Annotated in this window: 18 protein-coding genes and 3 pseudogenes; 14 read left to right on the top strand and 7 right to left on the bottom strand. The window is 51.7% G+C overall.

From position 1 onward, the window contains the following. Positions 1-4 precede the first annotated feature (4 nt). From ACETPC_RS18900 to galB, 3 genes are read right to left on the bottom strand one after another with little or no spacing between them, the layout of a single operon-like run. A complete protein-coding gene (locus ACETPC_RS18900; protein WP_380184033.1) occupies positions 5-1,093 on the bottom strand; it encodes a 4-oxalomesaconate tautomerase in 1,089 nt (362 codons plus the stop codon). A gap of 1 nt (position 1,094) precedes the next feature. Continuing rightward, positions 1,095-1,808 (bottom strand): 4-carboxy-4-hydroxy-2-oxoadipate aldolase/oxaloacetate decarboxylase, encoded by a 714-nt coding sequence (locus ACETPC_RS18895; protein WP_380184032.1) that lies wholly within the window; start codon positions 1,806-1,808, stop codon positions 1,095-1,097. Next, a complete protein-coding gene (gene galB, locus ACETPC_RS18890) occupies positions 1,805-2,539 on the bottom strand; it encodes a 4-oxalmesaconate hydratase (RefSeq protein ID WP_380184031.1) in 735 nt (244 codons plus the stop codon). Before galB ends, ACETPC_RS18895 begins: the two co-directional genes overlap by 4 nt. Positions 2,540-2,665: 126 nt before the next feature. Here galB and ACETPC_RS18885 point away from each other — a divergent pair, with 126 nt between their 5' ends. Next, entirely contained in the window at positions 2,666-3,919 is a 1,254-nt protein-coding gene (locus ACETPC_RS18885; RefSeq protein WP_380184030.1) for a LysR family transcriptional regulator, read from the top strand. Here ACETPC_RS18885 and ACETPC_RS18880 read toward each other — a convergent pair. Both ACETPC_RS18880 and ACETPC_RS18875 read right to left on the bottom strand, forming a co-directional pair. Continuing rightward, positions 3,892-5,151 (bottom strand): gallate dioxygenase, encoded by a 1,260-nt coding sequence (locus tag ACETPC_RS18880; RefSeq protein WP_380184028.1) that lies wholly within the window; start codon positions 5,149-5,151, stop codon positions 3,892-3,894. The two genes, ACETPC_RS18885 and ACETPC_RS18880, sit on opposite strands and share 28 nt — an antisense overlap. Before the next feature lie 14 nt (positions 5,152-5,165). Beyond that, positions 5,166-6,545: an MFS transporter gene (locus ACETPC_RS18875; RefSeq protein ID WP_380184026.1), complete on the bottom strand. Its 1,380-nt coding sequence runs from the start codon at positions 6,543-6,545 to the stop codon at positions 5,166-5,168. A 609-nt stretch (positions 6,546-7,154) separates the two neighbouring features. Between ACETPC_RS18875 and ACETPC_RS18870 the strand changes: the two genes are divergently transcribed. Further along, positions 7,155-7,310 carry a Hok/Gef family protein gene (locus tag ACETPC_RS18870; protein WP_380184024.1) on the top strand — a complete coding sequence of 52 codons (156 nt, stop codon included), beginning with the start codon at positions 7,155-7,157 and terminating at the stop codon, positions 7,308-7,310. 143 nt (positions 7,311-7,453) lie between these two features. Next, positions 7,454-8,563: an AI-2E family transporter gene (locus ACETPC_RS18865; RefSeq protein ID WP_380184022.1), complete on the top strand. Its 1,110-nt coding sequence runs from the start codon at positions 7,454-7,456 to the stop codon at positions 8,561-8,563. Between the two features lie 253 nt (positions 8,564-8,816). Here ACETPC_RS18865 and ACETPC_RS18860 read toward each other — a convergent pair whose 3' ends face one another. Further along, on the bottom strand, positions 8,817-10,025 hold the full coding sequence (locus ACETPC_RS18860) for an FAD-dependent oxidoreductase (RefSeq protein ID WP_380184020.1): 1,209 nt from the start codon (positions 10,023-10,025) through the stop codon (positions 8,817-8,819). Positions 10,026-10,370: 345 nt separating this feature from the next. Between ACETPC_RS18860 and ACETPC_RS18855 the strand changes: the two genes are divergently transcribed. From ACETPC_RS18855 to ACETPC_RS18820, 8 genes and pseudogenes are all read left to right on the top strand, one after another. Then, on the top strand, positions 10,371-11,549 hold the full coding sequence (locus ACETPC_RS18855; protein WP_380184018.1) for a cytochrome P450: 1,179 nt from the start codon (positions 10,371-10,373) through the stop codon (positions 11,547-11,549). Between the two features lie 51 nt (positions 11,550-11,600). Next, on the top strand, positions 11,601-12,371 hold the full coding sequence (locus tag ACETPC_RS18850) for an HAD hydrolase family protein (protein WP_380184016.1): 771 nt from the start codon (positions 11,601-11,603) through the stop codon (positions 12,369-12,371). After that, positions 12,358-12,591 (top strand): YgjV family protein, encoded by a 234-nt coding sequence (locus ACETPC_RS18845; protein ID WP_380184014.1) that lies wholly within the window; start codon positions 12,358-12,360, stop codon positions 12,589-12,591. The genes ACETPC_RS18850 and ACETPC_RS18845 overlap by 14 nt, the downstream gene beginning before the upstream one ends. 805 nt (positions 12,592-13,396) lie before the next feature. Further along, a pseudogene (locus tag ACETPC_RS18840) lies at positions 13,397-13,796 on the top strand (STM2901 family protein); the annotation flags it as partial. A gap of 47 nt (positions 13,797-13,843) precedes the next feature. Next, entirely contained in the window at positions 13,844-14,143 is a 300-nt protein-coding gene (locus ACETPC_RS18835; RefSeq protein WP_380184013.1) for a DUF1493 family protein, read from the top strand. Between the two features lie 28 nt (positions 14,144-14,171). Continuing rightward, a pseudogene (locus ACETPC_RS18830) lies at positions 14,172-14,464 on the top strand (replication endonuclease); the annotation flags it as partial. Between the two features lie 142 nt (positions 14,465-14,606). Then, positions 14,607-15,323 (top strand): hypothetical protein, encoded by a 717-nt coding sequence (locus ACETPC_RS18825; protein WP_380184012.1) that lies wholly within the window; start codon positions 14,607-14,609, stop codon positions 15,321-15,323. A gap of 292 nt (positions 15,324-15,615) precedes the next feature. Next, positions 15,616-15,945 carry a DUF1493 family protein gene (locus tag ACETPC_RS18820; protein ID WP_380184010.1) on the top strand — a complete coding sequence of 110 codons (330 nt, stop codon included), beginning with the start codon at positions 15,616-15,618 and terminating at the stop codon, positions 15,943-15,945. A gap of 20 nt (positions 15,946-15,965) precedes the next feature. Here ACETPC_RS18820 and ACETPC_RS18815 read toward each other — a convergent pair whose 3' ends face one another. Then, positions 15,966-16,265 carry a hypothetical protein gene (locus ACETPC_RS18815; protein WP_380184008.1) on the bottom strand — a complete coding sequence of 100 codons (300 nt, stop codon included), beginning with the start codon at positions 16,263-16,265 and terminating at the stop codon, positions 15,966-15,968. Positions 16,266-16,703: 438 nt separating this feature from the next. Here ACETPC_RS18815 and ACETPC_RS18810 point away from each other — a divergent pair, with 438 nt between their 5' ends. The 3 genes and pseudogenes from ACETPC_RS18810 (at position 16,704) to ACETPC_RS18800 (ending at position 19,562) form a co-directional block, all read left to right on the top strand. Next, the gene (locus tag ACETPC_RS18810; protein WP_380184006.1) at positions 16,704-16,931 is read left to right on the top strand and encodes a TraR/DksA family transcriptional regulator; all 228 of its coding nucleotides are present in this window, start codon (positions 16,704-16,706) and stop codon (positions 16,929-16,931) included. Further along, a pseudogene (locus ACETPC_RS18805) lies at positions 16,928-19,192 on the top strand (replication endonuclease). Before ACETPC_RS18810 ends, ACETPC_RS18805 begins: the two are co-directional and overlap by 4 nt. 178 nt (positions 19,193-19,370) lie before the next feature. Further along, positions 19,371-19,562 (top strand): hypothetical protein, encoded by a 192-nt coding sequence (locus ACETPC_RS18800; RefSeq protein WP_253455651.1) that lies wholly within the window; start codon positions 19,371-19,373, stop codon positions 19,560-19,562. The last annotated feature ends 91 nt before the right edge of the window (positions 19,563-19,653 follow it).

Genomic DNA, 19,653 nt, shown 5'->3' with positions numbered 1-19,653 from the left:
CTTGTTATACAGACGATAAGGGCCAGATACCGCCCGGAATTTGCACCTCGCCGGAGAAAATCAGCCTCGCGGTGCGCAGCAATCCTGCGCCGGTAAGCTGGTGCCGCTCGTCGCATTGAAGCAGCACGCTGAATTCGCCTGTGGGATGCTCCACGCTGAGCCGCCAGTCGCGTTGGTTACCGATCCTTGCCAGCCCATCCGCCACGCTGCCTGGCAGCACGCAGGCGCTGGCAACGCTAACCGCGCCAAGTACGCCGATCGAAGCGTGGCAACGATGGGGAATAAAAGTTCGGCTGCTGATCGCGCCGTCCGCGCGTGGCTCGGCCAGCAGCGTCATTTTCGGCACCGTGCGCTGGCTGACCTCGCCCAAATTCATCAAAGGCCCGGCCTGTAGACGGATTGATTCCAGGCGCGCTTTCAGCTCTTCATCGCTATCCAGCTGCTCGCGGGTTTCGTAGCCGCTGCGCCCTAAATCCGCCGCACGCAGCAGCACGACTGGCATACCGTTATCAATGCAGGTCACTTCAATGCCGTCAAAAACGTCGCGCACGCTGCCGGTCGGCAACAGCGCGCCGCAGCTCGAACCGGCGATATCGCTGAAATTCAGCAGCACTTCCGCCGCCGTGCCGGGCACGCCATCGATTTTTAGTTCGCCGTCGTAGTCGATTTCGCCCTGCGGCGTGGCAACCCGAGCCGTAGCTAACTGGCCGGTGTTTTCCATATAGATGCGTACTTCGGTAAAGGAAGCGCTGGCCTTAACCAGACCGCGCTCAAGCGCGAAGGGGCCAACCGCCGCCAAAATATTGCCGCAATTCTGGCCGTAATCGACGCTGGCGCGATCGACATTGACCTGAGCGAAGAGATAATCCACATCGGCATCCTGGCGCGCCGAACGGCGAATAATGGCGACTTTGCTGGTCAGCGGATCGCCGCCGCCTAGGCCGTCGATCTGTCGGCTGTCCGGCGATCCCATTACCGCCAGCAGCACGCGATCGCGTAGATCTTTATCCTGCGGCAGATCCTCAGCCAGAAAGCAGGCGGCTTTTGAGGTGCCGCCGCGCATCAATAAACAGGGAATTCGGCGCTGACGCATGCTATTCCTCCAGATCCTCAAGCGTTTCTACATAACGCAGGCCTTTCTCTGCCAGCCGTGCGCGCATCCGGTAAATATCCAGCCCCAGCTCGCCAGCCGCCATTCGTGCGCGCTTGCTCTCTTCCAGCTCTTCGCGCTGGCGCGCTTTCTCTGCAATGTGCGCGGTTTCGGCGCGGGCGACTACAACTACGCCATCGTCGTCCGCAACTATGGTGTCGCCTGGCATAATCAACTGTCCGGCACAGATTACCGGCACGTTAACCGAGCCCAGCGTTTCCTTTACCGTGCCCTGAGCGTAAACGGCCCGTGACCAGACGCCGAAGCCCATTTCGCGTAGCGTTCGTAAGTCGCGCACGCCATGATCGGCAATCAGCCCAATGACGCCACGCGCCTGGAGCGAAGTTGCCAGCAGATCGCCAAAGAAGCCATCTACGCAGGGCGAGGTCGGCACCGCTACCAGCATATCGCCCGGCTGGCACTGTTCGACGGCGACGTGAAACATCCAGTTATCGCCCGGTGCCAGCAGTACCGTTACCGCGCTGCCCGCCAGGCTTTTATTCTGCTGGATCGGGCGAATAGCGGGATCCAGCAGGCCTTTGCGTCCCTGGGCTTCATGTACCGTCGCCACGCCGGAGGCGGCCAGCGAAGCGAGATCCGCCGGATTTGCTCGTTGAATATGGCGTACGACTACACCTTTGCGTCCGAGACTGTTCATGCCAGATTCTCCGTCACGCGTGGGAAGATGCTTTGATAGCCTTCGCCGTAAATGATGTCGCGGGCTGCCGTGATGCCGACGTTGCGTTTAGCCTGCACGCCTCGCTGCTGGGCCACGCGCGTGTAGTATTCCCACAGGTGTTCCTGACCGGCCATGCACTGGATAGCGGCATATTTTTTATCCCATACGCTGGTGATATCCAGCAGTACATCTGGCTTCCAGCCGCACTGTTCTGGCTGGTGCGGCTCAAAGCAGTAAACCGGCGGCGCGGCAACGATCTTCTCGCCCGGACGATAGCCTTCAGCCTGCGCGATGATGCGCGCTTCCTGCGCCAGGTTGGTCGCCATGGGATGGTCATAGTTGTAAGGGTCGTGCAGCGAGTGGGTCAGCACGAAATGTGGCTGCACGCGGCGATAGACATCCGCCAGGCGGAATAGCGTCTCTTTATCGGCGCGTAACGGATAGTCACCCAGATCGAAAAACTCAATGCTCGCGCCCAGGATATCGGCAGCGGCCTGGGCTTCCGAACGGCGAGCCTGCTTAACTTTCTCTTCCGTCATTTCGCCTTTGCGCCAAAGTTTGGCGGATTCGCCGCGCTCGCCGAACGAAAAGCAGACTACGTGCACGCGATAACCTTGTTGCTGATGCAGCGCAATCGCGCCGCCAGCGCGCCAGACGAAATCAGCGGAATGGGCGCTGACCACCAGCGCGGTTTTCGAATTCTCAGTCATGTTCAGGCTCCTTTACGTTTTCTTTATGCTGGCACTTCGTCTTTGATGGCGGTAATTCATTCGATTGCAGCAGGTATGCGTTTTATTTATATTGCCGATGGGATCACTGTGGACGCGAGGCGGGAAATGACGCAGGAAAATTACCGGGACGAGCTTATAAACCTGATGCAAATCAGGGCGTTTTGTCAGGTGGTCGCGCATGGCAGCGTATCGAAAGCAGCAAATGAGTTATTTCGTACCCAATCGGCGATTACCCGCGCTATTCACGAGCTGGAAGAGACGCTGGCTGTGCCGCTATTTGAACGGCACGCGGGCGGCATGAGGCTGACCGACGCCGGAAAATGCATCCTGCCGCGAGCGGAAAGAGCGATGGCGGAGCTGCATCTCATCCCGCAGCAGCTCGCCAGGCTGTCGGGAAAAAGCGGTCGCAACGAGTCGGAACCGCTGTGGCTCTATAACGTTCGGCGATTACAAATTTTCGTCACGCTGTGTCGGACACGGCATATGCAGTCGGTGGCGGTGCAGCTGGGGCTGAGCCAGCCCGCCGTCAGCGCCGCGCTGAAGGTGCTGGAAAACGGCGCGCAAACGGCGCTGCTGGAGCGATCGCCTCACGGCCTGACGCCCTCGTTGGCCGGACGGGAAATCGAACCGGCGATCCGCCGCGCGTTAAACGAATTGCGCCACATTCCGGCCGATCTTGCCGCAAGAAAAGGCATCCTTGAAGGAACGGTGAGGATCGGCGCGCTGCCGCTGGGCAGGACGCGCCTGCTACCTCAGGCCATTATAAAACTGACGTCGCGCTATCCTGGCGTCAGGGTGGTAACCAGCGAAAGCGCCTGGGAAACGCTGAGCGCGGAGATGCGGTCCGGCGATATCGATTTTATTTTCGGCGCGCTGCGCGACAGCGATACCCTGAAGGATATCAGTAGCGAAACGCTCTTTTCAGAAGAGATGGTACTGGTGGCGCGCCGCGATCATCCATTAACCCATCGGCCGCCCGATTGGCAGGCGCTGCGTGAGGCGCGCTGGGTGCTGCCGCGTTCCGCCACGCCAGCGCGTCGCCTGCTTGATAGCTGCTTTGCCGCTATGGGCATCCCGGCACCCGATCCCGTAGTAGAAAGCGGCGATCTGGCGCTGGTACGCGGCCTGCTGCGCGATTCAGATATGTTGACCGCCGTATCGGCTCACCAGCTTGAGGTCGAGCTTGCCGCCAAAGAGCTGGTAGCGCTTCCGGCGGCATTGCCAAACACCCGTAGGGCAATCGGCCTGAGCTATCGTACCGGCTGCCTGCATTCGCCGGCAGCAGAAGCGCTAATCGGCTTTTTGCGTGAGGTTTGCCTGTCGGCCACGTCTCAGGCAGATTTGCCCGCCACGGAATAGAGCACCTGCTGATTGCGCGTTTTCTGGAACTCTTCCAGCGACAGGCCGCGCATCGCCGAGTAGATATGCAGATTGGAAACGCCCACCACCGCGCCCAGCTTCTCCAGCAAAAAGAAGCTGACGCCATAATGGATCATGCCGCGCCAGTCCAGCTTGCTTAACAGCAGCTGCTCCTCTTCGCTCAGACCAGCTTCTTCATACAACACCTGCGGCGACTGCTTAAAGCGCTCGCGCCAGGCTGGCTGGATCATTTTGTGCAGGAAGCGGTTGATGCGCAGCGCCTTGAGGCTGCGTGCCTGGGTAAAGGGGTAAGTGCCCGGCAGCTTTTCGACGCCTTTAAGCTGCAGGTTAATTTTATCGCGCTGGCGCTGATGTACTTCGGCAGGCGCTTCTCTGGCCTGATTCTCCAGAATCAGCGTGGCGATACCGGTCATGGAAGGCAGATAGTAAGCCTGATGCAGCTTCTCAACCTGCGCCGAGAGCGCGCCGCGCATAATCAGCCACATAATGACTTCCGCTCCTTCCAGCCCGCCAAGCGTGGCATATTCCGCTAAAGTAATTTCGGTAAGGCGCTGCGGATCGTTCACTAACATATCGACAAACTGCTCGTCCCATTCGGGATTGTTAAAACCGCAGCGCTCGCCATGCACCTGATGCGAAACGCCGCCCGTTGCCACAATGGCGACCTGAAGATCTTCCGGATAGCTTTCAATAGCGCGACGTAATGCCTGGCCCAGCTTATAGCAACGCCTGGCGCTGGGAATGGGAAACTGCAATACGCCAACCTGCAGCGGCACAATCTGCATCGGCCAGCCGTTTTCATAAGGCAGCAGCGCCGACAGCGGCGAAAACAGACCGTGATCCAGCGGCTTGTCCTGAAAGAAGGACATATCAAATTCATCCGCCATCAGGCTGGCGCCGATATGCTGTGAAAGCGCCGCGTGGCCCTGGACGGGCGGCAGATCGCGCGGGCCGCCGCCTTCATCGGCAACGGCATAGCTGCTGTCGATGCCCAGCGTAAAAGCAGAGTAGTGATCGAAAAAGAACGAGGTCACATGGTCGTTAAAAACGTAGAGCAGTACGTCCGGCTTTTTCTCCGCCAGCCAGCGCTGCATCGGCGCGAAGCCGTCAAAAATCGGCGCCCAGGCCGCTTCCTGCTGTTTTTGGTGATCGACTGCAAAGCCGATAGTCGGCGTGTGCGATACCGCCAGTCCGCCAATAATTTTCGCCATTTCAGACCTCTTTCTTATCGATTGTTGAGGGTACGCGACAGAGCGGGTAAATCATTCAGCTCTGCGCCTTTAATCTGCCGGGAAGCCCGGACGGATCTGTGCTGCATAATCGAGAGCGCCGCCAGTAAAGCGGGCAATGACAGGATAATAAAAATCGTCGCCTGGCCGGGGAAAATGCCCAGCAGCAGGCCGCCCAGCGAAGAGCTGAGGATAGCGCCGCTGCGGCCGATGCCGTGCATCCAGCTTACGCCGGTGGCGCGCATTTCCGTGGGATAAAATACGGGAGAAAAAGCCTGTAGCCCGTTCTGCGCACCGTTGATACAAAGCCCGCTGACAAACACCAGCACCGCCAGCGCGACAGGAGCAAATCCCCAAACGCCCTGAGAAAGCAGGCAGAGGCAGCCGATCAGATAAAACAGAGCGATAACATATTTAGCGGGCAGACGATCCATCAGCGCGCCGACCAGCAGGCCGCCAATCGCGCCGCCAAGCTGAAAAAGCCCGGCAACAATGGCGGCGCGCTCAAGGGAGACGCCGCCCGCTCGCAGAATAGTGGGCAGCCAGCCGTTCAGTAAATAAATCACGAACAGCCCCATAAAATAGGTCAGCCAGAGAATAAGCGTGCCACGAGCGTAGCCGCCGGAGAAAAGCTGCAAAACCCGTGCTTTTTTCTGCATTACCGGCGCTGCCAGCACAAAAGCGCTGTCGGCGGTAAAACTGCCGCCAAGCCGGTTCAGCGTGGCGGCTATTTTTTCGCGGCTGACTTTATTTACCACCATATACATCGCGGATTCCGGCAGCTTATAAAGCAGCACGGGTAACAGCAGCAGCGGGAAAGCACCGCCAAATATCAGCACCGAGCGCCAGCCGAAATGGGGCAGCAGGGCGGCGGCGATAAACCCGCTCATCCCGGAACCGATATTAAAACCGCCGTACATAATGGCGATCGCCAGGCTACGGCGGCGCTCAGGCATATATTCTGCCAGCAGCGTGACGCAGTTTGGCATCACCGCGCCCAGGCCCAGCCCGGTCAGAAAGCGAAGCAGAGCCATTTCCGTAGGCGATCGGGCAAAAGCGCTGGCCAGGCTAAAGCAGGCGAAACAGAGGATAGCAAGCAGCAGAATTTTTTTACGGCCATATTTATCCGACCAGGGCCCGGCAATCAGTGCGCCAAGCGCCACGCCGAACATGGCCGCACCCAGAATTGGCCCCATCTCCGGCCGCGAAATATGCCAGCTTTCGATTAATGCCGGAGCAAGAAATCCCATTACCGCAGCATCAAAGCCGTCGAAGAAAATAATGATGAAACACAGGGCTAAAATTAGCCACTGTTTTGGGGAGATGGGGCGGGAATCGATCCACGCTTTCACATCAACAATATCGCGATTGCTCATGGGTACGCTCTCTGTTTTGTTTATCAACCCCGTAATGGAGCAAAGCCATTACGGCACTGACAGCAGGCTTGCAAAAAGCTTTTCAGGGTAAGGTTTTTATATTTTTTTATGTAAAACAATGTATTGAATTTAACGCGCTGCTAGCTGGCTCTACCAGGTTAGGCGGCAGGCAGGGCTTTGTCTGCCACAAAATGGTTATAGAGGTATGAGTTTTATTTATTGTGTGAGGCGCATCGCCTTATGTGAAGAGGTATGTAAAGCGGAAATAGCGCTGTCCGGGAATACTTTTATCGGGGTTATTAAAAGGCGAGGGCAGAACGGCTGAACAGGCGAAAGCATGCGATTTTTGCGCAAGTTAACATTTATTTGTTAACCCGGAACAGGCTATTACAAAAGTATCAGGGCTATCGCGCAATTCTGCTTTTTGCCGCTGGGATAAAAGAGGACGAAGCGTAAACTGCCTGGCGGGTGCTCTGGATCTTTTGGTTCCGGGCAGCCGGGACAGAAAGAGAAAGGCCCCACCCGATAAATCAAAGTGAGGCCAACCCTTATGTCCAACAACATGAAGGTAGCCTTTTACCCGCTGCAAAGCAACGGAGGAGGAAGCCAATGAAGGCGTTAAAGTTACTCTTTTTGAGGCAGCTCATCTTTTGTATAACCGTATTGCTTTTTACATGGATGACGCACGGTTCATTGTGTGGGTTCTATATCAAACACGGAGGAACTGAGGTTATCGCCAGCCTGGCTTGCGAATCCGGAAGGTAAGGCGACCCGGCGGCGGGATCCGTCCCGCCGTCTGTTGCGACATGATCCATGAGCACCCTTTCTTATTCTCTTCACTGCGATATTGCAAAAGCGGCAGAGCCATCTATGCTGCGTTAGCAAATCGTTGTTTCAGAGAGCATAAAATGAGATTTCCCGGTCTGACCAAAGGATTTTTTATCCTGATCCTGCTTATTGTTACCGTAGCTTTTTTCGAAGTGCTACAGCCTTATTATTCAGCCGTGCTGTGGGCGGCAATCCTGGCGGTTATTTTCCACCCGATGAAAAACAAACTTCGGCAGTGGATGGGGGAGAGAAACGGCGCGGCTTCTTTATTGACGGTGGCGATTATTTGCTTAATCGTGATTACGCCGCTGGCGCTGATCCTCTCCTCGCTGGCCGTTGAGTTCAACGTGGTTTACAGCAAAATTCAGGGCAACAGCACGCCGCTGCCAACCATAATGACGGAGGCGGTGCAGCATCTTCCGCAGTGGGCGCAAAATTATCTGGCCGATCACCAGCTGAATACCGTGAGCGGCATTCAGAAGCAGCTTTCGCAGGTGGCGGTGCGCGGCAGCCAGTATCTGGCCGGCAGCGTTTTCCTGATTGGCAAAAGCAGCCTGAGCTTTACGCTGGGCTTCGGCATCATGCTTTACCTGCTGTTCTTCCTGCTAAAGGATGGTTCCTGGCTGGTGAACGTGATCCTGAAATCGCTGCCGCTCTCGCGCTATGTTAAGCACCATCTGCTGGCAAAATTCGCTGCTGTAGCACGCGCCACCGTAAAAGGCACCGTGGTGGTAGCTATAGTGCAAGGCGCGCTTGGCGGCCTGGCTTTCTACTTTACCGGTATTGATGCCAGCCTGCTGTGGGGGGCGCTGATGGCTTTCCTGTCGCTGGTGCCCGCGGTTGGTTCAGCGATAGTCTGGGTGCCTGCCGCTATCTTCTTTTTCTCTACGGGTATGTTGTGGAAAGGGATTTTTCTGGTCGCTTTCTTTGTGGTGATTGTAGGGCTGGTAGATAATTTTCTGCGGCCGCTGCTGGTCGGTAAAGACACTAAAATGCCGGACTATCTGATCCTGATCTCTACTTTGGGCGGGATGGAAATCTATGGCATCAATGGCTTTGTGATTGGCCCGCTGATTGCCGCAATGTTTATTGCCTGCTGGAACCTGTTGTCCGGGCGCGATAACGAAAGCAATAGCGAGGAGCTGGACAGGGAGTTTATTGAGGAAGGCGAAACGCCACCTGAACGATGATTAAGGGCGGCCCGGCGGGGCCGCTGAGATTGATGACAAACCCCTGGTCGCGTTTAAATCAGTGACAGAGCAGCAGAGGCAGATCGGAACACGGACACGCCGTTAATCCGTCCGTGGAGGCTCGGTTGGCGCGTCCATGCGCCCGCCTATCCGCTCAGCCTCTGCTGCCATAAAGCTGCGGAGTTGCTGTAAAAAAACAGATATTCACCTGAGCTTTGTCAGCAGTTTGGGCGGCCCGGCAGGGCCGCTTTTTTTATACATCCTCAGGCAGTTCACGATAAAATCCCATCCCGATTAACCGGCCGAATAAAAAAGGCCAAAAGGCACGACGGCGCAGCCACAGTTCCATACGGCCTGGCGGTTTGCGGCGCGGTTTCTTTCCCGCCTTGCTAATCATAATTTGCAGTGACTGAGTGGCCCAGGTAGCAAAAGCGCGTCGGCGCTGCACCTTCTGTAAATGCTTCAGGCTCAGCGTCCCCTTTTTTAGCGGAGCGGAAAGCAAATTGGCTGCCGCAACGGCATCCTGAATCGCCAGATTGACGCCGACGCCGCCGATAGGCGACATTGCGTGCGCGGCATCGCCGATACAAAGCAGGCCAGGTTTCGCCCATTGTTCCAGGCGGTCAATGCGAATTTCCAGCAGCTTAACCTGCTGCCAATCCTTGATTTCTTGCTGCAGGCGCTCAACAGAAAAGGGCGCAGCCCCGGCAACCTGCTGTAAAAAAACGGCAAGGCCCTGCTCCTGCAAGGCGGCAAAACTGCCCTGTGGAATTGAGTAGCCGCACTGCCAGTAGTCGCCGCGATCAATCATAATGAAATGCTTTTGCGGGCCGCGATGGCCGGGCGACCATTCAGGATCTCCGGACTGTTTGCCGATTTTCATCCACAGCACGTCGCGCGGCGAGCCAAAACGGCGTATCGGCAGACCAGCATGCTGGCGAACAACCGAACGACGGCCATCGCAGCCAATCACTAAATCGCTGTAAATCTCCTGCTGCACGCCCTGGATAGTTGCTTTGACGCCTACAACCTTGCCATCTTCTTCCAGCAACTCTTCAGCCTGAGCATGCTGTAATAGCTGGAAATTTGGTAGCTTCAGCGCCTTAGCGCTAAGGAAATTCAAAAAATCCCACTGCGGCATAAAGGCAATATATTTACAGCGGGTAGGCAGGCGAGTGAAATCCGCCATCGTTGCGGGCTGGCCGTCAATTTCGCCATAAAGCTTCTCTGCTTTCTGATGCGGCAGCGCCAGAAACTCATCCAGAAAGCCCAGCCGCCAGATAATCTCCAGCGTGGAAGGATGAATGGTATCGCCACGAAAATCCCGCAGGAAATCCCCATGTTTTTCCAGCACGGTAACGGGAATGCCGTTGCGTGCCAGCAGGTAACCCAGCATCAGCCCGGCGGGGCCAGCGCCAACGATGCAGCAGGAAGAGGGCAGGTTAGGGCGAGATCGGCTCATTACGTTTTATCCGGAGTAAGGCATAAATGATAATAGCTATCATTTGTCGGTCCGGTGGTCAAATGTAGCGGACTAAACATAGCGGGCAGGTTAGCACGCGGATTCGGGGTAACCAGCCGATAGTCAGTAAGAGAAACAGCGGGTGAACCCATTATTTTCATTAATCAACTTAATTCGTTATATAAAAAAATATATGACGACTTTCTGTTTTTATCTATTACTTATCAAAAAGTTATTTGTTATCGTCAGGTTTAAGGGGATACGAAAAGTAAAATTTTGGTTGAGGGTTTAATGGGTTTTTGTTTTGATTCGGGACGCCACGAAATCGTTTGCGTACAGGATCGGATGATGAGTTTTAAGAGTGAACTGCTACAAAATCGTTACGCTGCTTTTGAAAAATTCAGAACGCTGTCGCCCTTTTATGACGAAGAGCTGGCATCTCATATCTTCCTCAATTTTGACGAGGTTATGCTTACTCTCAAAGAGCCTTCGCTTTCTTCTGACAGGAAGAGGCAGCAATTCCAGAGCGTCAGCCAATGCCCTTTCTCTGCACCGCTTATCGATTTCTATGGGCAGTGGCTAATGTATATGGATGGGGAAGCGCATCTGGAAGCCAGAAAATTGATCGCTGTGGCCTTGTCTAAGGCCAGCAAAAACGTAGAAGAAATCGTCGATCGCTGCTTCCAGCATTGTCTGAAAAAAGTTCTGCCACAGAGCGGGAAAAGCCAGGATCTGGCCGCAAATTTCGCCGTGCCTTTGGTGACCTCTGTGCTCGCCGCCGTGTTCGGCATCTCATCAGAAAGATATTCACAGATAATTGAGATCTCCAAGCCTGTAGTAATGTTTTTAGGCAATGGCGATGTCGGAGATAAAGAGCAAAGAAAACGGGTGATCGTCAGTCTGCAAGAAACCCACGCCGTTCTGCTCAGCTGTATTGATGAATGTACGGATCCTGAAAGCGTTATCGGACACCTTCTGCAAAAAAACGTTGCCATAACCGACATTACTCCTCTACTGATCAACATTGTTATTGATGGCTATGACCCACTCCTTGCTGCCGTAAATGTATATTTATTAAAGCTCTCGCAAGGACTGCTTCCATCAGATAGCTTAAAAAGCGGCCAGGTATTCGACGAAGTTGTCCGGCTCGAAACGCCTTTTCAATATTGCGCCAGAATTGCAACCGAAGATATTCGCTTGGGGAATTACGCTATCCGAAAAGGCGAGCGAATTATGTCATTTATTTCCGCAGCCAACAGGGATCCTGAGTACTTTCCTTTACCTGATGAAATTCTTCTCCGCGAACAGAAATTTAAAAATATCTCTTTCGGCGCGGGTAAACACGTCTGCCCCGGTGGCAATATGACTAAAAAAATCGCTATCAGGCTCTTTGATCTTTTGAGCCTTGCGCAGAACAGGGTAACGATTGTTTATCTGGGTGAAAAATGGACGGATACTTTTGGCTTCCGTTTCCTTAAGCATCTGGCTGTAGAAGTGCAGACCACAGAAAACAAAGTGTTATAAATTTTTATGTTTATATGAAATGACATATCTAACTGCTGACAGGATTGGTTTATGAGTATCTATGTATTTGACATTGATGGCACAATTTCCAAAGGCGGCCTGAAGGTCCACCCGGCGATCTGCCACCGCCTTGCTTCACTGGCTAAAAATAACCAGCTCTTTTTTGCTTCTGCCAGACCGGTCCGGGATATGCTGCCTATGCTCTCGGAAGATTTGCACTCGGCTACTTTTATTGGCTGTAATGGCGGAATGACATGGCGGGACGGGGAAATTATTCACAGCCACACGTTGGCTCCCGCATTTGTTGCCCGCGTTTTACAGCATTTAAAAGAGCTTAAGATCCCCTATGTGCTGGATGGTGAGTGGAACTATTCCGTCTCTGAGGAGGCTCATCCTTTTCATGACTACATCCACTCTCTGAGCAACCACGAGGCCGCTGAAGAGAGCATTATTGCTGAGGGCGTGACAAAAATTTTGGTGCTTTCTGGTGAGCATAAAGAAAGGATCCTGACCCACCTCAAAGTCGACGATATAAGTCTGCATGCGCACCGCAGTGATGGATTTTACGACTTTACTCCACAGGGGAACAATAAGTATCGCACTTTAACCGAACTGATCGGTGGTGAGGAATATGTGGCATTCGGCAACGATCAAAATGACTTTATTATGCTGAGCAATGCAAAAATATCTGTCTTTGTGGGCGAAAGAGAGATCTTTGGCGGCGCTAACTATTATGTCTCAATGGATTATATCCCTGGCCTGCTTAACCATCTGGAAAGCAAGGCAAACCTTAAAGAAGAGTTAGTCTATGACGCCGGTTGATATTCTGGGATATGCAGGCACTGCCCTGGTGATTACCTCTTTCCTGTGCCAGTCTCTTATAAAGCTTCGTCTGTTAAATGCGGTCGGCGCATCTTTCGTTACCCTGTACGCGATACTGACCCATGCCTGGCCGGTAGCGATTCTGGATGGCTTTATAGTGGTTATCAATGTCTTCCAGTTGCTAAGGCACCGCAAGAATTCTGCAGCGGTAACAACCTGAGCGTTTGCCTGCTTTTTTACGGCCAGAGAGATACTGGCCGTAAGAAAACCGCTTAAAGTTAAATCTGCCAAAGGGATCGGTAAGGCCTGAGGCAATGAAAGAAAGGGGCGGCCTCAGTACCATTTATTGTATTTAATATAGATAACAGAAATAAAAATAAGCCAGGTTAAGCTAAGGAAGGCTGCATAGTTTGGGATGAATCGTACAAAAATATAGATCCCTGCAACGATAATTACCGCAGGCAGCAGATAAAAGTACGACTGGAGTAACCATAATATTATTCTTTTCATTTGTATAAACCCATATTTAACCCATGCCTTTAGATATACACTTGATATTTTAATTTCAGCTAAATATAAATTCGTATGCGAATTTCAGAGGTAACGCTAATTTTTTACTTAGGAATACAAGTTTATTGCTCTCTCATCTCAATTGCAAATGAATCAGGAGATTAATAAATTGCGGATAAGTAAATGTATGAGGCTATGCGATTTGCATGTTTTGATCCCTTCTGAGGATCCCTTTGAAATCCTTAGCTGGCGCGGATCTCGCAAGGGCTTGCAACTGTATTAAAAGCGATGCACAAAGCGGGCAGACGTGGCGGGATAGCATTGCGCGCTGAGGGGGCAAACATGTATGACAGAGCACCTCCTGTAAGCGCTGAGAAGCGTTGAAGCAAAAAGAGCGAGCAGGATCCCGAAATTTAAAAACGCGCCTGAAATGCCATTATGAGCGTCTGCCATCGCCAGGGAATGTTATGTTACTTTTAAGGCGTATATAGTACTTAAATCAAAGGAATGATAGGGATACAACAGAGCAGCTAAACGGGACTTACTTCTATGGCGGTTTTACGAAACTTGCTGCCGGAGAGCTTTTCTTCTGGATCATGATAGACGTATCAACCGAGCATTTTAGTGGTGCAAAGGATATCGTCGCATTAGCGGCTATTTACTCCGGACAAAACGCTATTGATGTATCGGGCAAGCTAAATGGAGCGTAGAAAGGCACTTCTTATGCTTCGGTCTACTCTCGCAAGCTGTTACGCGATTATCGTCTTCCATTCAGATTGCCAACATGGATTAAAACCCTAAAAATCTATTTAAAATTAAAAGATTAATGCCCCTAAGCTAGGGACTTTTGTCGGCCGTACAATTCCGGTTCTGGGCTGGGTAATCTTAGCTGCTGATGTAGCTGGGATTAGCTGAAAATCCGTAGTGAAATATAACCGTACTGCTAATAAGGACGACAAGATATGGTAACAGAAGACATAGAAAAGGCCGTGTTTTCACTGTTGGAAGACCACAATGGCCGGAGCCTGTTTACATTCAGGCGTTACAAGCTTGAGCTGGATACCGATCTGAATAATGACTTCCGCATAGATCCTTTAGACGCATACGAGTTGCTTGAAAGATATGCTGATAAGTTTTGTATCGATCCCGGCACCATCACATTTGCTAAGTATTTTCCGGAAGATTTCACCGTGCCTCATGATCCGCTGACTATTCGTCTTTTGGTTGAGTCTGCACAGGCTGGTCGTTGGCTGGGCAAATAATTAATGCCTGCAAGGGCAGGCTTTACATTTCCGGACCAAAATCAAGGCTGGATATCGCTACCGTAAATGGAGCGTAACAACACAGCGCTATCTCTGCAACGTCTGGCAGAGATTCCGCGCCAAACTGCATCAGGAAGAGAGCCGCATTTTCGGCATTCGCGTGGCCGAGCCGCATCACGATGGTACGCCGCGTGGCATATGCCGCTGTTTATGCGCCTGGCAGACTTACAGCGTATCCGCCAGACTATGCGCGATTACGCGTATCAGCAGGATAGCTACGAACTAAGCACGGATAAAGCCAGAAAGGGCCGTTTTCATGCCCTGATCGCCGAGCTCACAGCCAAAAAAACGCTTTTAGATGTAAATTTCCTTATGTGTTCTTCGAGACCAGAGCCAAACTCTTCAGTTTCCTTTTGATTATAATTCTGTATAATAATGCGCCATTAAAAAAGGATGATTACTAATGGCGCTATCACAATATTTAAAATTAAAGATCACAGCAGATAAGAAGATTGCCGATGCCTTCAGTAAGGGATTGCAAGGGGTAGGTAATATAGCCAGAGAGAATTTAAGTGATATATATTCGGGTACAGAACGGCTTTCATGGCGCAGTTCTTGCTTCACAGATAAGTACAATGATGTTTGCAGCGAGTTGAATCTGGAAGATAAAAGAATGTTTCTTTCTGTCTATGAAGCGTACAAAAGAAAAGATGTCTTTTTGGATATGTTTGAACTTTACACCACCTATCTGTTACGCGATCAGGATGCAAGGAAACTTGAAAGCCCTGATTCTCCAATACAGAAAAAAGTAATGTCTATTGCTGGATTTGCTGCTAACGGCAAAGCATCGAAAGTCACGAAAATGGCTATCTCATATGCAATGGCTAAAGGGATGGCAGAAGCAGCGCCAATTTCTATGGCTATCAGAACGGCTATAAATGGTACCAGTTATATTGCTTTATCCGGATTAGGTTTTTATGGGAAAGTGCAAAAATCTGCCATGGCTGCTCGACGTCTGCGCTCAACTAACCCTTTATTTTATCAGGCTCTTTACAAAAACAATCTTGAAATGCTCTATATTTATATTGAAAAGGTTATCAACTCTTTTAATATGAAATTAAGCGGCAGAACATCGCCAACTGAGCAAGATATTATCAGGCTACTGGATGATATGAAATGAAATTTTTAACAAAGTTTATATTGAATGTTGCTATTGATTACGTGCCCGTATTGTTAGTAATTGTTGCGGGGGTATTTTATGTGGTTTTTTTTCCAGATTACTGGGGAAGGCTGTTGCTAATCACAATTGCTGTAATATTTGTATTGAGCGTTAAGGTTTTCAATAAAATACAGTTTAAATCTAAAGGTAAGTAGTATAATTGAGCGTTGTTGTTGTCATTTTCTATGTATTAGAAAATGAATTTCATTAGTCCCCTATAAAGTGATTGCAGGTGAAAAAGGACCGGGAAAGTATGAGTATTGCTGAAAGGGTCCGTCGTCTTGTTGCCAAATATTTTTGGGAAATGCCAGATAACGCTTCTCTGAGTACAGGTAAAAATGGCGTACTGCCTGAAGAGGCGCACGATTTTTTTGAAGAGTACGCTGAATCATTTCACGTCGATATGATTAGTTTTGAATTACGCCGATATTTCCCAGCCACAGGAATACCATTTCTACCAAATGCTATTTTACCAAAATATCTGCGCACCGATCGCTATCAACCTGAACCGTTGACTGTTCAAATGTTGATTGATTCTGCCGAGGCGGGGCGATGGAATGATTCTCAGAATAAAGCGGGCTGATGAAGCAGCCCGCCAGTCATCTATTGATGCATCTTAATAAATTCACCATCAATACTATAATCAGCAGGAATCGTATTCCTTACCATTCCGCCAAAGGCATTCTTCCCGCCAAACTCTGTAAAGACGGTAATGTGATCACCGCGATCGATATAGACCGTTTTGTTATGCTTATAACTGTCCGGGTCATTCATTGAATCTTTTACCCTTTTTTCCAGATCCCGGTGACTGCCATCCCACGGACTAAACTGTGACTCAATTTCATTTTTCCGTTTCTCAATTTCCGCCTGCTTAGCTTTTGTGACCGACTGCAAAGATTTCATCTTATCTATATTGGATTTCTCATCATCCTTGGAAGTATAAGGATTGATCTTTTCTTTTGTAATATAAGGGAGTGAAACTTCTGATGGTTCAATATTTAGCTTTTTAGCCAGGTATGTCGTAAGTTTTTCTTCATTAAGAACGCCATCTTTGCTGAGGGATTTACCCCGGTTTTTATACCATTCGTTAAAAATTTTAATCTGCTCTGGAGTAACAACTTCTTTGGATGCTTTTACAGACCAGATGACATCATTGCATTCCGTTTCTGAATATTGGCAACCATCAGCAAAGTATCGGGCAAGAGCCAGGTTATAACCCTTACCAACGCTCTCTTTACTAAACTGGAGGAAAACGGAAACAACTGGAATTTTTGTTTTCTGCTGAAGATCTTCTGCTGCTTTTTTTGCGGTTGCCGCACGTGAATCACAGGAGCTGCACTGATGGCCGACTTAATGGATCTGGTGCAGCTTCGCACTGAAGAAATGCTGGCGCGTAATATCGCCCAGGTAATTTATCGACCGCTAACGGTCAGTGCCTCTTTTTGCGAAGACTGCGATGCGCCCATCCCTGAAGCGCGCCGCCGTGCCGTTCAGGGCGTTACCCGCTGCGTGGCCTGTCAGGAAATGGACGAGCTGCAAAGCAGACATCGTCAGAGCAGCGCGCAATGATTCAGGAATACGCTTATCCGTGGAATGCTCCACGGGAAGCAATTGCCAGCCCTTATCGCACCTATGAAGAGGAGCACAGCCGCAGTCGAATGATTGCGGCTTTGTCGCATGCACAGGATTTACTGGAAAAGCAGCCAACGCTCGTACAGCTCGACGTCAAGCGCCGCACCGGTGAACTGGAGAAAACTCACGGCACAGCCCGTGCCAATGCGTACTTAACAAAAACATTCGTTGAGCGCACATTGCCACGCGTTGAAAGCGTTAGCTCGCAGTATCGCCTCGGCGAAATGAGCGCCGGCACCTTTATGCTGCTTACCGGTAACGCCTCTGATAAAACCGGGGCTGCCGGTGCGGCGGGTACGCTGTGGGAGCTGATGAACCGCTTTAACCGCCTCCCGGATTTAGCCCGTGCTGACGTGGATTTGCTGGCCGGTGATATCGCCAGCTTTATCCTGGCAGAAATGGTGCAGGCGCACGGCCAGTCTGAGGATGAATCGGACTACAAATACACGCACCGCGTGTACATGACGGTAGCGACTATCACCCGCGAACTGAAGCAGATCCCGCCACTGTGGGAAAAAGTTACCTCGCGTATTTTCTGCCCGGAAGACGTGACGCCTGCCATTATGCGTATGCAGACAGAGAAATGGTGGAAAGGACGACTGCGCCGCGTGGCTTCTTCATGGCGTGAGCACCTGCAAATCGCGCTCGCTAACGTCAGCAAAAAACACACGCCTTACGCCAGCACCATGACCGTAAACGAGTGGCGCGAGCAGAAGCGCCGCACGCGAGAATTCCTGAAGGGCATGGAGCTGGAAGACGAGGAAGGCAACCGTATCAGCCTGATTGAGAAATACGACGGCAGCGTGGCAAACCCGGCGATCCGTCGCTGCGAGCTGATGACCCGCATTCGCGGCTTTGAAAATATCTGCAACGATATGGGCTTTGTCGGGGATTTCTACACGCTGACCGCGCCCGCCCGCTATCACGCCACAATCAAGACCGGCTATCGCAACCGCAAATGGAGCGGGGCCAGTCCGGCGGAAACGCAGCGCTATCTCTGCAACGTCTGGCAGAAAGTCCGCGCCAAACTGCACCGGGAAGAGATTCGCATTTTCGGTATTCGCGTAGCCGAGCCGCATCACGACGGTACGCCACACTGGCATATGCTGATGTTCATGCGCCCGGAAGACGTGCAGCGCGTGCGGCAGATGATCCGCGATTACGCGTATCAGCAGGACAGCTACGAACTGACTACGGACAAAGCCAGAAAGGCCCGCTTTCATGCTGAGACTATCGATCCTGAGAAGGGCAGCGCGACCGGCTACGTGGCTAAGTACATCTCCAAAAACATCGACGGCTACGCGCTCGACGGCGAGCTGGACGACGAAAGCGGCAAAGAGCTGAAGGAAACCGCGCCCGCCGTATCTGCCTGGGCGGCGCGCTGGCACATCCGTCAGTTCCAGTTTGTCGGCGGTGCGCCGGTAACGGTTTATCGTGAGCTGCGCCGCATGGCCGACAGTGAAATGGCTCAGGGCTTAAGCGTTGAGTTTGCCGCCGCACATGATGCGGCGAACGCGGGTGACTGGGCGGAATACGTTAATGCCCAGGGCGGCCCGTTCGTGAAGCGTGACGAGCTGGCCGTGCGCACCTGGTATCAGGCGAGCGAAGTCTGTAACGAGTACGGCGAGGAAACCGTGCGCATCAAGGGCGTTTACGCGACTTCAGTTGGCGAAGACACGCCGATTTTAACCCGCCTCGCACAGTGGAAGATTGTACCAAAGCGCGCCGTTGACCTGGCCGTTGATTTTAAGGACGCGTCCGCGTCCTCTCGGAGTTTTGGAGTTTTGTCAATAACTGTACGGGAGGTTTGAGATCGCAGGATTCGAAACGGCCGGAAAGTATTGGTGATCGTGACCTTTCAGCGTTGAGCCGTAAGGAACGGCGGCGGCTGTTAGCCAGGGTAAGGGCTGATATACCGGAAAAGAGTCATACCCGGCTGCGCCGCTCTGACAAAACAGAGGCAGCGTGCGTGCGACAACGTGATCGGCCAGATACGCGATATAACCCGCGAAACAATTAGCCGGGCGGTCGCTGTGCGCCTTATTAGCGGTACAGAAACCAAGATTAACGGGCAGTGGTTCCGCAGCTCTGCCGGTGGTGAGCTATTTAGGCCGAAAAAACGTATTGACGCTGAAAACCTGTTAAGCCGATTCAAACGGCTGGCAAATAAGGGCAGGGCAAAGAATGCGCTGAAGTAAATGCTAACGCTGATGCCAGAATAAGCCAGCACTAAAGGTGAAAGCGGCAGGCTCTCCTAATGGATGAAAACTCATTCTAATCAGTAAGATAAAAATGGTATTTGGCATGAGAATTTTCTTACGCTACGATTTAAGGTTATGATACTGTATAAAAATACAGTAAAGAGGGGAGGGGGATGTGGATAACGAGTTACAAGAGCGTGTCACGCTTGAACGTGTCGAATTGATAGCCAGGCTGACAACAGAAGGGATGTGTAAAGAGCGGGACAGAGAAATCGCGCTGAACCTGATCGCCGAGATAGCAGCCAACAACACGCTTTCAGATGGAAATTTTTCGGTCGCATTTTCGACCGTGCCTTGTCAAAAATAATCTCAGGTGACTGCCAGCAAAACGGGTCAGCAGCCATGCATGCATCAGGTGCATGGTTTTGCATGCTTCGATCCCTTTTGAGGATCCCTCT

Origin of the sequence: Pantoea sp. sgz302252 (assembly GCF_042610525.1) — a bacterium.
Lineage (GTDB): Bacteria > Pseudomonadota > Gammaproteobacteria > Enterobacterales > Enterobacteriaceae > Erwinia.
The sequence above is the reverse complement of the archived record's forward strand: the minus strand, read 5'-3'. Positions and strand labels throughout refer to the sequence as shown.

Coding starts and splice junctions, on each gene's coding strand:
- ACETPC_RS18900 (WP_380184033.1), bottom strand. CDS start 1,093: ATGCGTCAGCGCCGAATTCCCTGTTTATTGATGCGCGGCGGCACCTCA.
- ACETPC_RS18895 (WP_380184032.1), bottom strand. CDS start 1,808: ATGAACAGTCTCGGACGCAAAGGTGTAGTCGTACGCCATATTCAACGA.
- galB (WP_380184031.1), bottom strand. CDS start 2,539: ATGACTGAGAATTCGAAAACCGCGCTGGTGGTCAGCGCCCATTCCGCT.
- ACETPC_RS18885 (WP_380184030.1), top strand. CDS start 2,666: ATGACGCAGGAAAATTACCGGGACGAGCTTATAAACCTGATGCAAATC.
- ACETPC_RS18880 (WP_380184028.1), bottom strand. CDS start 5,151: ATGGCGAAAATTATTGGCGGACTGGCGGTATCGCACACGCCGACTATC.
- ACETPC_RS18875 (WP_380184026.1), bottom strand. CDS start 6,545: ATGAGCAATCGCGATATTGTTGATGTGAAAGCGTGGATCGATTCCCGC.
- ACETPC_RS18870 (WP_380184024.1), top strand. CDS start 7,155: ATGAAGGCGTTAAAGTTACTCTTTTTGAGGCAGCTCATCTTTTGTATA.
- ACETPC_RS18865 (WP_380184022.1), top strand. CDS start 7,454: ATGAGATTTCCCGGTCTGACCAAAGGATTTTTTATCCTGATCCTGCTT.
- ACETPC_RS18860 (WP_380184020.1), bottom strand. CDS start 10,025: ATGAGCCGATCTCGCCCTAACCTGCCCTCTTCCTGCTGCATCGTTGGC.
- ACETPC_RS18855 (WP_380184018.1), top strand. CDS start 10,371: ATGATGAGTTTTAAGAGTGAACTGCTACAAAATCGTTACGCTGCTTTT.
- ACETPC_RS18850 (WP_380184016.1), top strand. CDS start 11,601: ATGAGTATCTATGTATTTGACATTGATGGCACAATTTCCAAAGGCGGC.
- ACETPC_RS18845 (WP_380184014.1), top strand. CDS start 12,358: ATGACGCCGGTTGATATTCTGGGATATGCAGGCACTGCCCTGGTGATT.
- ACETPC_RS18835 (WP_380184013.1), top strand. CDS start 13,844: ATGGTAACAGAAGACATAGAAAAGGCCGTGTTTTCACTGTTGGAAGAC.
- ACETPC_RS18825 (WP_380184012.1), top strand. CDS start 14,607: ATGGCGCTATCACAATATTTAAAATTAAAGATCACAGCAGATAAGAAG.
- ACETPC_RS18820 (WP_380184010.1), top strand. CDS start 15,616: ATGAGTATTGCTGAAAGGGTCCGTCGTCTTGTTGCCAAATATTTTTGG.
- ACETPC_RS18815 (WP_380184008.1), bottom strand. CDS start 16,265: ATGAAATCTTTGCAGTCGGTCACAAAAGCTAAGCAGGCGGAAATTGAG.
- ACETPC_RS18810 (WP_380184006.1), top strand. CDS start 16,704: ATGGCCGACTTAATGGATCTGGTGCAGCTTCGCACTGAAGAAATGCTG.